The organism is Streptococcus sp. DTU_2020_1001019_1_SI_AUS_MUR_006 (assembly GCF_032340315.1).
Lineage (GTDB): Bacteria > Bacillota > Bacilli > Lactobacillales > Streptococcaceae > Streptococcus.
The window spans coordinates 1826032-1839562 of the sequence record NZ_CP135436.1 but is presented as its reverse complement, the minus strand read 5'-3'; the positions used below and the strand labels follow the sequence as shown (position 1 = coordinate 1839562).

13 protein-coding genes are annotated in these 13531 nt (G+C 40.9%); 6 read left to right on the top strand and 7 right to left on the bottom strand.

The window, feature by feature from the left end; all coding sequences use genetic code 11:
• Window positions 1–80: 80 nt before the first annotated feature.
• The 4 genes from cysS to RRU92_RS08785 all read left to right on the top strand — a co-directional run bounded on the left by cysS (window position 81) and on the right by RRU92_RS08785 (window position 3919).
• The gene (cysS, locus tag RRU92_RS08800; RefSeq protein WP_315640925.1) at window positions 81–1424 is read left to right on the top strand and encodes a cysteine--tRNA ligase; all 1344 of its coding nucleotides are present in this window, start codon (window positions 81–83) and stop codon (window positions 1422–1424) included.
• Window positions 1417–1803, top strand: coding sequence for a Mini-ribonuclease 3 (locus RRU92_RS08795; RefSeq protein ID WP_045763483.1), 387 nt, complete (start codon window positions 1417–1419; stop codon window positions 1801–1803). Before cysS ends, RRU92_RS08795 begins: the two co-directional genes overlap by 8 nt.
• Window positions 1804–1805: 2 nt before the next feature.
• Window positions 1806–2675 (top strand): PucR family transcriptional regulator, encoded by an 870-nt coding sequence (locus RRU92_RS08790; RefSeq protein WP_315639406.1) that lies wholly within the window; start codon window positions 1806–1808, stop codon window positions 2673–2675.
• 113 nt (window positions 2676–2788) lie between these two features.
• Entirely contained in the window at window positions 2789–3919 is a 1131-nt protein-coding gene (locus RRU92_RS08785; RefSeq protein ID WP_049504000.1) for an ABC transporter ATP-binding protein, read from the top strand.
• Between the two features lie 100 nt (window positions 3920–4019).
• On the opposite strand, the gene RRU92_RS08780 is transcribed toward RRU92_RS08785, so the two are convergent.
• Window positions 4020–6401 (bottom strand): bifunctional 2',3'-cyclic-nucleotide 2'-phosphodiesterase/3'-nucleotidase, encoded by a 2382-nt coding sequence (locus tag RRU92_RS08780; RefSeq protein ID WP_153225440.1) that lies wholly within the window; start codon window positions 6399–6401, stop codon window positions 4020–4022.
• Window positions 6402–6693: 292 nt separating this feature from the next.
• Between RRU92_RS08780 and RRU92_RS08775 the strand changes: the two genes are divergently transcribed.
• Together RRU92_RS08775 and dtd are read left to right on the top strand one after the other, a co-directional pair.
• On the top strand, window positions 6694–8910 hold the full coding sequence (locus RRU92_RS08775) for a RelA/SpoT family protein (RefSeq protein WP_049503998.1): 2217 nt from the start codon (window positions 6694–6696) through the stop codon (window positions 8908–8910).
• Between the two features lie 30 nt (window positions 8911–8940).
• On the top strand, window positions 8941–9384 hold the full coding sequence (gene dtd, locus RRU92_RS08770; protein WP_153225439.1) for a D-aminoacyl-tRNA deacylase: 444 nt from the start codon (window positions 8941–8943) through the stop codon (window positions 9382–9384).
• A gap of 38 nt (window positions 9385–9422) precedes the next feature.
• Here dtd and RRU92_RS08765 read toward each other — a convergent pair whose 3' ends face one another.
• The 6 genes from RRU92_RS08765 to psaA form a co-directional block, all read right to left on the bottom strand.
• Window positions 9423–9836 (bottom strand): hypothetical protein, encoded by a 414-nt coding sequence (locus RRU92_RS08765; RefSeq protein WP_153225438.1) that lies wholly within the window; start codon window positions 9834–9836, stop codon window positions 9423–9425.
• A gap of 18 nt (window positions 9837–9854) precedes the next feature.
• Window positions 9855–10268 (bottom strand): hypothetical protein, encoded by a 414-nt coding sequence (locus RRU92_RS08760; RefSeq protein ID WP_228113874.1) that lies wholly within the window; start codon window positions 10266–10268, stop codon window positions 9855–9857.
• 128 nt (window positions 10269–10396) lie between these two features.
• Window positions 10397–11107: a nicotinamide mononucleotide transporter gene (locus tag RRU92_RS08755; protein ID WP_315639403.1), complete on the bottom strand. Its 711-nt coding sequence runs from the start codon at window positions 11105–11107 to the stop codon at window positions 10397–10399.
• A 117-nt stretch (window positions 11108–11224) separates the two neighbouring features.
• Entirely contained in the window at window positions 11225–11875 is a 651-nt protein-coding gene (locus tag RRU92_RS08750; RefSeq protein ID WP_315639402.1) for a metal-dependent transcriptional regulator, read from the bottom strand.
• An 89-nt stretch (window positions 11876–11964) separates the two neighbouring features.
• Window positions 11965–12459 (bottom strand): thiol peroxidase, encoded by a 495-nt coding sequence (gene tpx / locus RRU92_RS08745; RefSeq protein ID WP_315639400.1) that lies wholly within the window; start codon window positions 12457–12459, stop codon window positions 11965–11967.
• Between the two features lie 121 nt (window positions 12460–12580).
• The gene (gene psaA, locus RRU92_RS08740) at window positions 12581–13510 is read right to left on the bottom strand and encodes a metal ABC transporter substrate-binding lipoprotein/adhesin PsaA (RefSeq protein ID WP_315639398.1); all 930 of its coding nucleotides are present in this window, start codon (window positions 13508–13510) and stop codon (window positions 12581–12583) included.
• Between the last annotated feature and the right edge of the window lie 21 nt (window positions 13511–13531).

Sequence of the window (13531 nt, the reverse complement as noted above, 5' to 3'; positions counted from 1 at the left end):
GCAATCGGACTAAAATTTCGTTGAACAGTTAGTTATGAAAATATCTGTTTATGAATTTTAGCTTTCCTGACTATTATTTTATGATTAAAATCTATGACACCATGTCTCGTGATTTGCGAGAATTTGTCCCAATCGAGGACGGCAAGGTTAAGATGTATGTCTGTGGGCCGACAGTTTATAACTATATCCACGTGGGGAATGCCCGCTCAACAGTAGCCTTCGATACCATTCGTCGCTACTTTGAGTACCGTGGTTATGAGGTTGCCTACATTTCAAACTTTACCGATGTAGATGACAAGATTATTAACCGCGCCAAGGAAGAAGGTATCACACCTCAGGAAGTAGCGGAAAAGTATATCGCTGCCTTTCGTGAAGATGTGACGGCTTTGGGGGTGAAGCCTGCGACTTGTCATCCACGTGTTGTAGAGTTTATGGATGATATTATTCGTTTTGTTACTGATTTGATTGAAAAGGACTATGCCTATGAGAGCCACGGGGATGTCTATTTCCGTGTAGAAAAATCCCACAATTATGCTAAATTGGCCAATAAAACCCTAGAAGACTTGGAGCTGGGTGCTTCAGGTCGTACAGATGAAGAAACAGCTCGTAAGGAAAATCCTGTGGACTTTGCCCTTTGGAAAGCAGCGAAACCAGGTGAGATTTCTTGGGACAGTCCTTGGGGACCTGGTCGTCCAGGCTGGCATATCGAGTGTTCGGTCATGTCAACTGAGATTTTAGGAGATACCATCGATATTCACGGTGGTGGAGCAGACCTTGAGTTCCCTCACCATACCAATGAAATTGCCCAGTCAGAAGCCAAAACAGGTAAGACCTTCGCTAACTACTGGATGCACAATGGTTTTGTCAATATCGATAATGTCAAGATGTCTAAGTCTTTGGGAAACTTCATTACGGTACACGATGCTCTCAAAACTATCGACGGTCAAGTATTGCGATTCTTCTTTGCGACTCAACACTACCGCAAGCCTATCAACTTTACGGAAAAAGCAGTGCGTGATGCAGAGACTAATCTCAAGTATCTAAAGAACACCTATGAACAACCTTTTACTGGAACTGTAGATGCTCAAGAGTTACAGGCATTTAAAGATAAGTTTGTAGCGGCCATGGATGAGGATTTCAACTCTGCCAATGGTATCACAGTTGTCTTTGAAATGGCTAAATGGATCAACTCAGGAAACTATGATGCGGTTGTTAAGGAAGCTCTTACAGCTATGTTAGAGGTCTTTGGTATTGTCTTTGTCGAGGAAGTTTTGGATGAAGAGATTGAAGCCTTGATCCAAAAACGCCAAGAAGCGCGTGCCAATCGTGACTTTGCGACAGCTGACCAAATCCGTGACCAACTGGCTGCTCAAGGGATTAAGCTACTGGATACCAAGGATGGAGTGAGGTGGACACGTGATTGATGTCAATCTCATTAACGGGATTGCGCTAGCCTTTGAAGGAGATGCAGTATACTCTATGTATATTCGTCGCCATCTCATTCTTAAAGGCATGACCAAACCCAATAAACTCCACCAAGAGGCAACCAAGTATGTATCAGCTAAGGCTCAGGCACACTTGATTTCCCTCATGCTGGAAGAAGAAGTCCTAACGGAAAAAGAAGAAGAAATCTATAAACGGGGTCGCAACACCAACAGCCATACCAAGGCTAAGAATGCGGATGTGGTAACCTATCGTATGTCTACTGGTTTTGAAGCGGTCATGGGCTATCTTCATATGACTGAAAATGTGGAACGCCTCGAAACCTTGATTTCTTGGTGCATCCAAAAAGTGGAGGGCTAGAAATGATTGCAAAAGAACTACTGGATTGGTTTCCTGATGGTAAAATCTTAGATCAGCCAGTTGATAAAGAGGGTTATCTAAGTCTACCTCTGTCAAATTATCAGTGGCTTTTGCTTGAGGAAGCTAGTCTTAGCGAGCGTGAAAAACAACTGGTGGCTCTCTTAACCAAACAGGAGCAAACCATTTCCCTCAATCCCTGGTATAGTTATCTCATTGAAGGCAAAGGACAGGCACCGCAAAACTTTAAAAAATTGCAGCTGGTCTATTGTCACCTATCCTATTTCCAACAGGAAAATTTAACGTCTTGGTTAGAGATGATGGGAACCCTCTTTCCAAATTGTCAAACAGTGCTTCAGGTGGGAGCGCAGGATTACATTTTTGTTCTCCAACAGGACAAATACGCATCTGTTCGCTCTATCTTAATGGATACCTTGGAAGCCGTAGAATATGACTTTGGAGTACGTTTATCCATCATGTTAGGTCAGGTCTGGTCACAGACAGGATATCAGGCTCTGTCAGATCTCATCAAAGCAGAACGTGATTTGTTCAAAAACTGGTGGCGACAAGGGCATCAAGGGTTCCATACTTTTTCTCAACTCTATCTTTGGAGTATGGGTGAAAGAATTGTGGATCTCCGAGTTATCAAGGAATATCTGCATCAGATGATTGTGGACCAGGATCAGATTCAGGAAATCATCCTTTCACTGTGGGAAAACAGTGCGGTCCTGACTAAAACAGCACAGCAGCTCTATCTGCACCGCAATTCTCTCCAATACAAGATTGATAAATGGGAAGAATTGACAGGACTGCAGTTGAAAGAATTGACTGATTTGACCTTGTGTTATCAGTTGATTTTACCAGATATAATCTAAAGTTTTGTGCAAGTTGCACAGAACTTTTTAATTTTTTTGGTCACCTTGCCATAGAAATATAAAGCGTTTTCATCTATAATAAAACTATCAAATGACAAAAGGAGTTCACCGAAATGGTAGAATTAAATCTTAAAAATATTTACAAAAAATATCCAAATAGCGAACACTACTCAGTTGAAGATTTCAACTTGAACATTAAAGACAAAGAGTTCATCGTTTTCGTAGGACCTTCAGGATGTGGTAAATCAACTACTCTTCGTATGATTGCAGGTCTCGAAGACATCACAGAAGGTACTGCATCTATCGATGGCGTGGTTGTCAACGATGTGGCTCCAAAAGACCGTGACATTGCCATGGTATTTCAAAACTACGCTCTTTACCCACACATGACTGTATACGATAACATGGCTTTTGGTTTGAAATTGCGTAAATATAGCAAAGAAGACATTGACAAACGTGTACAAGAAGCAGCAGAAATTCTTGGTTTGAAAGAATTCTTGGATCGTAAACCAGCTGACCTTTCAGGTGGTCAACGTCAACGTGTTGCCATGGGTCGTGCGATCGTCCGTGATGCAAAAGTATTCTTGATGGACGAACCTTTGTCAAACTTGGATGCAAAACTTCGTGTATCAATGCGTGCTGAAATCGCTAAAATCCACCGTCGTATCGGAGCTACAACTATCTACGTAACTCACGACCAAACAGAAGCGATGACACTTGCAGATCGTATCGTTATCATGTCAGCAACTAAAAACCCTGCTGGTACAGGTACTATCGGACGTGTTGAACAAATCGGTACTCCTCAAGAAGTTTACAAAAACCCAGTTAACAAATTCGTAGCAGGATTCATCGGAAGCCCAGCTATGAACTTCATCAACGTTAAATTGAACGGTGACCGCATTGTTGCTGACGGATTTACTTTGAAAGTTCCAGAAGGTGCTTTGAAAGTTCTTCGTGAAAAAGGCTACGAAGGAAAAGAATTGATCTTCGGTATCCGTCCAGAAGACGTAAATGCAGAACCTGCTTTTCTTGAAACATTCCCAGAATCAGTTGTGAAAGCAACAATCTCTGTATCAGAATTGCTCGGTTCAGAATCTCACCTATACTGCCAAGTTGGTAAAGATGAGTTCGTTGCAAAAGTTGACGCTCGTGACTACTTGCAAGCAGGTGCAACAGTTGAACTTGGATTTGACTTGAACAAAGCACACTTCTTCGACGTAGAAACTGAAAGAACAGTTTACTAAGATATAGAAATAAAAATAGGCACTGTTGAATTTGCAGTGCCTTTCTTGTAACCATAATAAAAGAAGTAGGATGAACATCATCTTACTTCTTTTGACTTAATTAGCCTTGTTTTTTCTTGCTTTTAAGAGAAAGTCCGAATCCTGCTAGGACGATTCCTAGTAGTGTAAGGATGGATGTTTCTTCTCCGGTATTTGGCAAACTAGTAGTAGCTGCTTTAGTAGTTGTTGGTAGTGTGATAGTTTGACCACCATTTGAAAGAGTAATAGTCTCATTTCGTCCATTAAGGCTCTGATTGCCAGAATCTTGTTGGTCTGGTGTTGTAGGATCTACTTTTGGCTCTACATAGAGAAGTCGGTATTCACCAAAACCTTCTTGCTCTGAACTTGCGAGATATTGAACATCGCCATCTGTGCCTAGCAAATTTTTAGCCTTATCAGCTGTCAAGAAACGGATATCTAATCCTTTAATGCTATCAGTGAAGCGCCAATTTTTATCTGCACTTGGGTTGATATTTTTTTCTTCAAGGATATAGTTAATAATTGCTTGACGATTTTCAAGTCCAAGTAGACGGTTGAGGCTAGCATCACGAACACCAGGGAATTGACCATTTGCGCGATAGTTGTTGGTTACAACGATAAATTCTTGCTCTGGACGAACATCTTTGCCTTGGTATTTAAGATTGCGAACACGATTAGCATCTGGATGAAGTAACTTGCCTTCTCGGTCATATTTGTTCGGTTGTGTTACATCATACTCGTAAGTTACACCATCGATGACGTCAAAGTTATAGGTACGATAGCTAGAGTTGATGAGCTGCTGAGCTTCTTTTTTACTCGGATCAATAGTGTTGAACTGGCCTGCAGACATTTCCAACCATTCTTTTAATTGGGCTCCAGTAATTTTGAGAATAGCTGTAACATTGTCGTAGAGGTAGAGATCTGCTACGTTTTTGATCGCAATTGGACCTGCTGGGATGTCTGTGTAGGCAGTTGCATCACCACGGGTACCAGCTTTAAATGGAGCAGCAGCAGAAAGGATTGGGAGGCTACCTTCAGGAGTTCCTGCTAGTTCTCTCTTAGCATACCAAATTTGAGCGTTGTTGACGATTTGAACTGATGGATCATCTTTTACAAGGGCAAAGTAGCTAGTAATCGGGGCACTTGTTGTTCCGACTTGCTGGCGGACATATTTGACAGTTCCTTCATGAGATTCTTTAGCAATTTCTTTGATGCGTTCGTCGGCTTCCTTGGATTTTGTATAAATTTTACGGATAGATCCTTTGCTGTTGACAACTGACCATTTTCCATTTTTATATACAAGATTGAGGTCAATAATACCTAGATGATCACCGTATTTTCCAGCCATGGTGACAGGAGTGCCATTGATTTTACCGTTGATACCATCAACACCAGGATATTTTTCATAAAAACCTGTTCCGTTTCCACTAGGAAACTCGGCATGTGAGTGACCTGTGACTACGGCATCAACACCAGGTAGGCTAGCAATTTGGTAGCCCTCGTTTTCCTCACCTTTTTCGTACTTGTCATCTCCAATACCTGAGTGAGATAGAACGAGAGTGATATCTGCACCTGCTTTACGCATTTCAGGAATAATATTTTTGATAGCTTCTACTGAATCATTAACCAAAACCTTACCTTCAAGGTTAGCTTTATCCCAGCTAAGAATTTGAGGAGGGACAATTCCTGTAACCCCAATTTTGACAGTCGTTTTGTGACCAGTTTTATCTACAAAAGTTTTGGTGATAATTTTGTAAGGATCGTAGATGTAAGCACCTGTTTTAGGATCGACAACATTGGCATTGACAATAGGCATACCAGCGGTTTCGATGACACGTTTAAGATAGTCTAATCCATAGTTAAACTCGTGATTTCCGAGTGTCCCCACTTCAAAACCAAGCTTTTGAAGTGCTGTATACATAGGGTGTTGTTCGCCTTCTTTAACTGGATTGACGATAGCCTTGTAGGTTCCAAGAGGTGTTCCTTGGATGGTATCCCCATTGTCAACGAGGATAGTATTGCTATTTTCCTTTTTAGCTTCTTCGATGAGGATTGCTGTTTTTGCAAGACCGACATTTTCAACAGGTTTGTCTTGATAGTAGTCATAGTTGACTAGATTTGTATGCAGGTCGGTAGTTGCAAGGATACGGACATCAACTTCTTGCCCTTCGACAGGTTGGTTGGCTTCATCTTCTGCGAGACTTCCTTCGTTTGAAGCTTTAGCTTCAGCAGTTGGTGCTAGGGCAACTTCTGTAGTCCCTTTTTCAATAGTCCCTTCTTTTTCAGAATCAGCTAGTGTGTCACTTGCTTTACTAGTGACTGGTTTTTCAGCTGGACTTGTTGCTGAACTAGGTTTGATACTAGCATCTAAATTTGTGCTGGTCTCATCAGCCTGTGCAGTAGATACTGCAAAGACAGCGGCAGTAAGCCCTAAAAGGGCGGCTGGTTTGCGAAATGATGTCATAACATTCTCCTAAAAAATAGTTTCACTTGATTATACAAAATCACAGGCTAGGTATCAAGTTAGTTACGAATATTATTTTATAGATTTTAAACAAAGAAGCAGGGAAAATTTGAAAATGGAAGTTTTATTTGTCATACATAACAAAAATGCAGGAAAATGTGAACATTTATCTGAAAATTGTACTTTTTTCTTTTTAGAATAATCAGTAAGTGATTCTAATCTAGAATGGGCTTTACTAGTTTTCATATCCTCAAAAAAGTGTTAAAATGGTAGGAAGAATTGGAGAGTATGCATGCCGAAAGAAGTAATTTATTCAGGCGATGAAGTCGTCGCTTTAACGCAAAAATATTTATCGAAAGAAGATGTGGCTTTTGTACACAAGGCCTTGGTTTACGCTGTAGAATGCCATAGTGGCCAGTATCGTAAATCAGGCGAGCCTTACATTATCCACCCTATTCAGGTAGCAGGTATTTTGGCTAAACTCAAGCTAGATGCTGTCACTGTTGCCTGTGGTTTTTTGCATGACGTGGTAGAAGACACAGAAGCTACCTTGGATGACTTAGAGCGTGAGTTTGGCCATGATGTTCGAGTGATTGTTGACGGTGTTACAAAGCTTGGTAAGGTTGAGTATAAGTCTATCGAGGAGCAGCTGGCTGAAAATCATCGCAAGATGCTCATGGCTATGTCAGAGGATATCCGTGTTATCTTGGTCAAACTTTCTGACCGTCTGCACAATATGCGAACTCTTAAGCACCTTCGTAAGGACAAGCAGGAGCGTATTTCCAGAGAAACAATGGAAATCTATGCACCGCTTGCTCATCGTTTGGGGATTTCAAGTGTGAAATGGGAACTGGAAGATCTCTCTTTCCGCTATCTCAATCCAACTGAATTTTACAAGATTAGTCACATGATGAAGGAAAAACGTCAAGAGCGTGAAGCCTTGGTCGATGAAGTTGTGACGAAACTCGAGGAATACTCATCTGAGCGCCATCTTACAGGAAAAATCTACGGTCGTCCAAAGCATATCTACTCTATCTATCGCAAGATGCAGGACAAGAAAAAACGCTTTGAAGAGATCTATGACTTGATTGCCATTCGTTGTATTCTAGACACTCAGAGTGATGTCTATGCGATGTTGGGCTACGTTCATGAGCTTTGGAAACCAATGCCGGGACGTTTTAAAGACTATATTGCCAATCGTAAGGCCAATGGTTACCAGTCTATCCATACGACTGTTTATGGACCAAAAGGGCCGATTGAGTTCCAGATTCGTACTAAGGAGATGCACGAGGTTGCTGAGTACGGGGTTGCGGCTCACTGGGCTTACAAAAAAGGAATCAAGGGTCAGGTTAATAGTAAGGAATCTGCTATTGGAATGAACTGGATCAAGGAGATGATGGAGCTCCAAGATCAAGCAGATGATGCCAAGGAATTTGTGGATACTGTCAAGGAAAACTATCTGGCTGAGGAGATTTATGTCTTTACTCCAGATGGGGCGGTTCGTTCACTTCCAAAAGATTCAGGTCCGATTGACTTTGCTTATGAAATTCATACAAAGATTGGGGAAAAAGCGACTGGTGCCAAGGTTAATGGCCGTATGGTTCCATTGACGACCAAGTTAAAAACGGGTGACCAGGTTGAAATCATCACTAATCCAAATTCATTTGGACCAAGCCGTGACTGGCTCAATATGGTCAAGACCAGCAAGGCTCGTAACAAAATTCGTCAGTTCTTTAAAAACCAAGATAAAGAATTGTCCATCAATAAAGGTCGTGAATTGCTGATTAGTCAGCTCCAAGAAAACGGCTATGTGGCCAATAAATTTATGGACAAACGCCACATGGATGAAGTCCTTCAAAAAACCAGCTACAAGACAGAAGAAGCGCTATTTGCGGCGATTGGTTTTGGAGAAATCGGAGCCATCACTGTCTTTAACCGTTTGACTGAGAAGGAACGTCGTGAAGAAGAGCGGGCCAAAGCTAAGGCAGAAGCAGAAGAACTGGTCAAGGGTGGCGAAGTCAAGGTGGAGAACAAGGACACGCTTAAGGTTAAGCATGAGGGTGGAGTAGTCATCCAAGGTGCTTCTGGGCTCCTGATCCGGATTGCTAAATGTTGTAACCCTGTTCCAGGTGATGATATCGTCGGCTATATTACCAAAGGACGCGGAGTTGCCATCCACCGTGTAGACTGTATGAATCTTCGTTCACAGGAAAACTATGAGCAACGTCTACTCGATGTTGAATGGGAAGACCAATTCTCAAGCAAGGAGTATATGGCTCACATCGATATCTACGGGCTCAACCGTTCTGGTCTATTGAATGATATCTTGCAAGTCTTATCAAATACAACTAAGAATATTTCAACCGTTAATGCCCAACCAACCAAGGATATGAAATTTGCTAATATCCATGTTTCCTTTGGAATTTCAAACCTTTCAATGCTGACCACCGTGGTTGATAAGATTAAGAGTGTACCAGAAGTCTACTCGGTTAAACGTACCAATGGTTAAGTTGGCTTGATATCATCAGAAAGGATTGCTATGAAAATTATCGTTCAGCGTGTCAAGAAAGCACAAGTTTCTATTGAGGGTCAAGTATATGGGAAAATCCAGCAGGGGCTCTTACTCTTAGTAGGTGTTGGACCTGAGGATCAAAAAGAAGATTTGGAGTATGCAGTCAGAAAGCTTGTCAATATGCGAATTTTCTCAGATGCTGAAGGCAAGATGAACTTATCGGTTAAGGATATCCAAGGCCAAATCCTCTCCATCTCTCAGTTTACTTTGTTTGCAGATACCAAAAAGGGAAATCGTCCAGCCTTCACAGGCGCAGCCAAGCCTGATATGGCATCAGACTTCTATGATGCTTTCAACAAAAAATTAGCTCAAGAAGTGCCCGTTCAGACAGGCATCTTTGGAGCGGATATGCAGGTTGAGCTGGTCAATGACGGACCGGTTACCATTATCCTTGATACGAAAAATAGATAAGAAAGACCAAGCCCGACCGGCTTGGTTTTTCTCATCTATCACAAAATATTCCAAAATGAAATCGGTTCTTGATAAGCTTTGGGGAAGTCTTGTTTCAGGATTTGGCAGGTGCGATAGGAAGGGATGAAATGTCCTAGGATGAGGAGAGTTCCCTGAAGGAAGAGTGGGACACCCCTTAAAAACAGCAAGGAGAGAATTATCAGGCTATCCCATAGGAGGATTTGTAAGGCAAAACGCCAGAATCTAGGTCTAATCTGGGAATAGAGTTGACTGAAGTGGTCACAAAGCTGGTTAGACAGATAGGTCAATAGCACAGGATGAAAGAAAATGAGCCAACCACTGTAAATCAAAATCCAATCCCACGTCAGTCCCTCTTTAAATGTCAAAAATGCCAGCATGATTCCATCGATGATAAGGAGTTGAATGGTTTTGATGTAGATGATTTTTTTCATGATAAAACCTTTTTTTCCTTAGAGACACTCCCACAAAGAGATATGTTTGTCATAAAAGTCTGGATAGTTTTCTCTTAGGTGGCTAGCCGTTATATAATAAAAAGTAGAATGACAGGAAGTAAAGACTGGAGTAAGAGAGTAAAAATGTTGAGGGCCAGTGATGGCTAAAAAGACAAATAATAGTAGGTCAGTGGAGAGAATCTTTAAGTAGTAAAGGCGAATTTTTTTGTTCATCTGAGGATAAATCTCAGAGAAATGTTTTTTGAGTCGATTGACCAAGCGAAATAGCAGTAGTCCTTGAGCAAGGATGAAAATGAAGCAAAAAATCAGGCCTCTCTCCAAAGAAAGTTCGTATCGAGGTCTGAAAGTTACCAACAGTAGCAAATCGCTGACTACGATGGCTGTAAAATGGATTCTAAAGAGATTTTTCATAAGATGACCTCCCTCTTTTATCTAGCTTCATTCTACTCCAAAAGAATGGGAGTTACAAGTAAAATGATAAAAAATTTTAGTAAGGAAATTCTATTAAGTCGGCTTGCTTTCTTTATTTGAGTTTCCTTCTATTTTTCCACTTCTTCATCATTCCAGACAAATAAAGCTCCGATTGCATTGAGGATATAAAAGATGTATTTTCCGATATTGGCGAAGTTTCCTTGAATACCAGCTTTTGTCAGCTGAACGAAATTGTAAATCAACCAAAAGCCCCACTGAGTTGTTAGTTTCAATGCGTTCAAAGCATTTGCAATGAGGGACAGTGCAAAGGCAATAGTTGTTACGTAGGCAAGGAGATTCATCTTGCCCCCATAGCCGATATAGTTTGTCACAAAGGCAAAGAGGAAGGCGATGATGGAAATAATGATGGCCGCCAATTTTAGCTGTTTTTGGCTCATTTGGTTGGGTCTGCCTTCTTGCGAAGCTTCCCATTTCTTAATCGCAAAGGTATAAATGAGGAAGGTGACAGGATAGGTGATAATGGCCGCCTTATTTCCAAGGATATAATCAATAGCACCGGACAAAATGGTATTAACAATACCAAAGTAATTTCCCCATTTGCTTAATTTCCCCGTGAAACGAGTGGACAACATGGAAATCCCAACGTTGGTTACGGAAATCAATCCAAAGGGTACAAGAGCTGTCCATGGTCCCCAATCTACGAATTTATCGAGGCGTGAGTTGAGGTAACCAGATGCAATCGCAATCCCAACGACCAAAGCAACCCCGAAGAGGTCGAACCATTTAGATGTAGCAAAAATTTTTAGTGATTTTTTCATAGGTTAAAATATCTTTCTTTTTTTACAAACATTCTACAACAAAATGAGAGTAACATCAAATGCTAGAAATAAAACCCTGAAAATAAAGCTTTCAGGGTTGGTAGGGGACTTGAGAAATTAGTTCATTTTTTCAACATAGAGTTGTTTGGCGATTTCGAGGCTGACTTGAAGTTCTTCATTGTTGTGAATCAGGGTAAAGGTATTAGAGAAGCCATCGAACTGCTTGACTTGGAGTTGTTCTCCAATATGGATTGCATGTTTTTCCAAATATTGGAGAAGTTCAAAGCTATCATGAACTCTTGTCAAAAGATAGGTTCCAGCTGCCTTGATATCAGAGAGTGGTAGGTTATTAACCTCAACTAGAAGCTCACCCTTGGCAGGAATGGTTCCACCATGGGGACAGGTCTTTGGAAAGCCTAACATATTTTCCAGTCGCTCCACAAAAAGGTCTGAAACTGTATGCTCTAATACCTCAGCCTCATCGTGAATCTGATTGCTGGTATAGTCTAGATGGTGAACCAGAAAAACCTCAATGAGTCTGTGCTTTCGGTAAAGGTCAGATACAAGTTTTAAACCAATGTCCGTTAGTAAGTAGCCCTTTTTCTGATCTTTTAGGATAAGATTTTCGGATTGCATGCGCTTGATCATTTCAGTTACAGCTGGAGGTGATACCTGCATTCGAGCAGCGATTTCTTTATTGGTAATCTTAGGAAGTTCCATGCCAATCTCATAAATACATTTTAAGTAGTCTTCTTTATTAGGTGTCATTTGCATTTCCTTGTTTATTATCTCCATCTAGTATACCAAAAAAAGCTAGATTTCTCTAGCTTTCTGCCTTGTTATAAGTGGGCTTTCTTTTAGTCAAGCGACTTTGCTGCTTCAATGGCTGCTTCAAAGTTTGGCTCGGAATTGATATTGTCCACATACTCAACATAACGGATAATATTGTCAGCATCAAGGACAAAGACCGCGCGCGCAAGCAGATGCCACTCATTGATTAAGAGCGCGTAATCACGTCCAAAAGAGTGGTCGAAGTAGTCTGAGAGCATGATGGCATTTTCAATTCCCTCTGCGCCACACCAACGTTTTTGAGCAAATGGAAGGTCCATAGAAACAGTAAGGACAACAGTGTTGTCCAAGCTAGCCAATTCTTGGTTAAAGCGACGAGTCTGAAGTGAGCAGATACCAGTGTCGATAGAAGGAATGACACTCAAAATCTTTTTCTTACCTTCAAAGTCAGCCAGTGATTTTTTAGAAAGGTCAGTTGTTGTTAGAGAAAAGTCAAGAGCCTTGTCTCCTACTTGCAGTTGTTTTCCTGTGAAAGTTACAGGATTTCCAAGGAATGTAGTCATAAGCTACTCCAATCTTTTTTCTTTCATTCTACATTAAATGTTCAGACTTTTCCAATAGTTTGACTGAAAATATGGGCAGAAAAAAACGTCAGCTCACGTGAGAATGACGTTTTTCAGAGGCTTATTTTGCCAAACCTTCAGCAATCTTGTCAAGGTTGTATTTCATCATGTTGTAGTAGCTGTCGCCTTCTTTACCTTCTTCAGCGATAGAATCTGTAAAGATTTGAGCATAGATTGGGATGTTTGTGTCTTGTGAAACAGTCTTCATTGGACGGTCATCGACACTGGATTCGACAAAGAGGGAAGGAGTTTTTGTTTGGCGAAGTTTTTCAACCAAGGTCTTGATTTGGTCAGGTGTTCCTTCTTCTTCAGTATTGATTTCCCAGATGTAGGCACTTGGTACACCGTAAGCTTTAGAGAAGTATTTGAAGCATCCTTCGCTGGTTACGATGAGTTTTTTCTCAGCAGGGATGTTGTTAAATTTCTCTTTAGCTTCCTTATCAAGTTTGTCTAGTTTTTCAGTATATTCTTTGAGATTTTTTTCGTAGAATTCCTTGTTGCTAGGGTCTTTAGCGCTCAATTGTTTTGCGATATTTTTAGCAAAGATGATCCCATTTTCAAGGTTGAGCCAAGCGTGTGGGTCTTCTTTGCCTTTTTCGTTTTGGCCTTCAAGGTAGATAACATCAACACCTTCGCTGACTGCAAAGTAGTCTTTGTTTTCAGTTTTCTTGGCATTTTCTACCAATTTTGTAAACCAAGCATTGCCACCTGTTTCAAGGTTGATACCGTTATAGAAAATCAAATCAGCTTGAGAAGTTTTCTTAACGTCTTCAGGAAGTGGTTCGTATTCGTGTGGGTCTTGACCAACAGGAACGATACTGTGAAGATCAATTTTGTCACCAGCAATATTTTTAGTAATATCAGCGATGATTGAGTTTGTAGCAACAACTTTTAGTTTTTGACCAGAAGCTGCATCTTTTTTTCCGCTAGCACATGCTACAAGAGCAATGACAGAAAGAAAGAGAACGAGTAATGTACCTAATTTTTTCATTAGATCCTCCAATTTAGTGGG

What these genes read in the sequence shown, in the direction of transcription:
- cysS (WP_315640925.1), top strand. Translation starts at nt 81, where the DNA reads ATGATTAAAATCTATGACACCATGTCTCGTGATTTGCGAGAATTTGTC.
- RRU92_RS08790 (WP_315639406.1), top strand. Translation starts at nt 1,806, where the DNA reads ATGATTGCAAAAGAACTACTGGATTGGTTTCCTGATGGTAAAATCTTA.
- RRU92_RS08785 (WP_049504000.1), top strand. Translation starts at nt 2,789, where the DNA reads ATGGTAGAATTAAATCTTAAAAATATTTACAAAAAATATCCAAATAGC.
- RRU92_RS08780 (WP_153225440.1), bottom strand. Translation starts at nt 6,401, where the DNA reads ATGACATCATTTCGCAAACCAGCCGCCCTTTTAGGGCTTACTGCCGCT.
- RRU92_RS08775 (WP_049503998.1), top strand. Translation starts at nt 6,694, where the DNA reads ATGCCGAAAGAAGTAATTTATTCAGGCGATGAAGTCGTCGCTTTAACG.
- dtd (WP_153225439.1), top strand. Translation starts at nt 8,941, where the DNA reads ATGAAAATTATCGTTCAGCGTGTCAAGAAAGCACAAGTTTCTATTGAG.
- RRU92_RS08765 (WP_153225438.1), bottom strand. Translation starts at nt 9,836, where the DNA reads ATGAAAAAAATCATCTACATCAAAACCATTCAACTCCTTATCATCGAT.
- RRU92_RS08760 (WP_228113874.1), bottom strand. Translation starts at nt 10,268, where the DNA reads ATGAAAAATCTCTTTAGAATCCATTTTACAGCCATCGTAGTCAGCGAT.
- RRU92_RS08755 (WP_315639403.1), bottom strand. Translation starts at nt 11,107, where the DNA reads ATGAAAAAATCACTAAAAATTTTTGCTACATCTAAATGGTTCGACCTC.
- RRU92_RS08750 (WP_315639402.1), bottom strand. Translation starts at nt 11,875, where the DNA reads ATGACACCTAATAAAGAAGACTACTTAAAATGTATTTATGAGATTGGC.
- tpx (WP_315639400.1), bottom strand. Translation starts at nt 12,459, where the DNA reads ATGACTACATTCCTTGGAAATCCTGTAACTTTCACAGGAAAACAACTG.
- psaA (WP_315639398.1), bottom strand. Translation starts at nt 13,510, where the DNA reads ATGAAAAAATTAGGTACATTACTCGTTCTCTTTCTTTCTGTCATTGCT.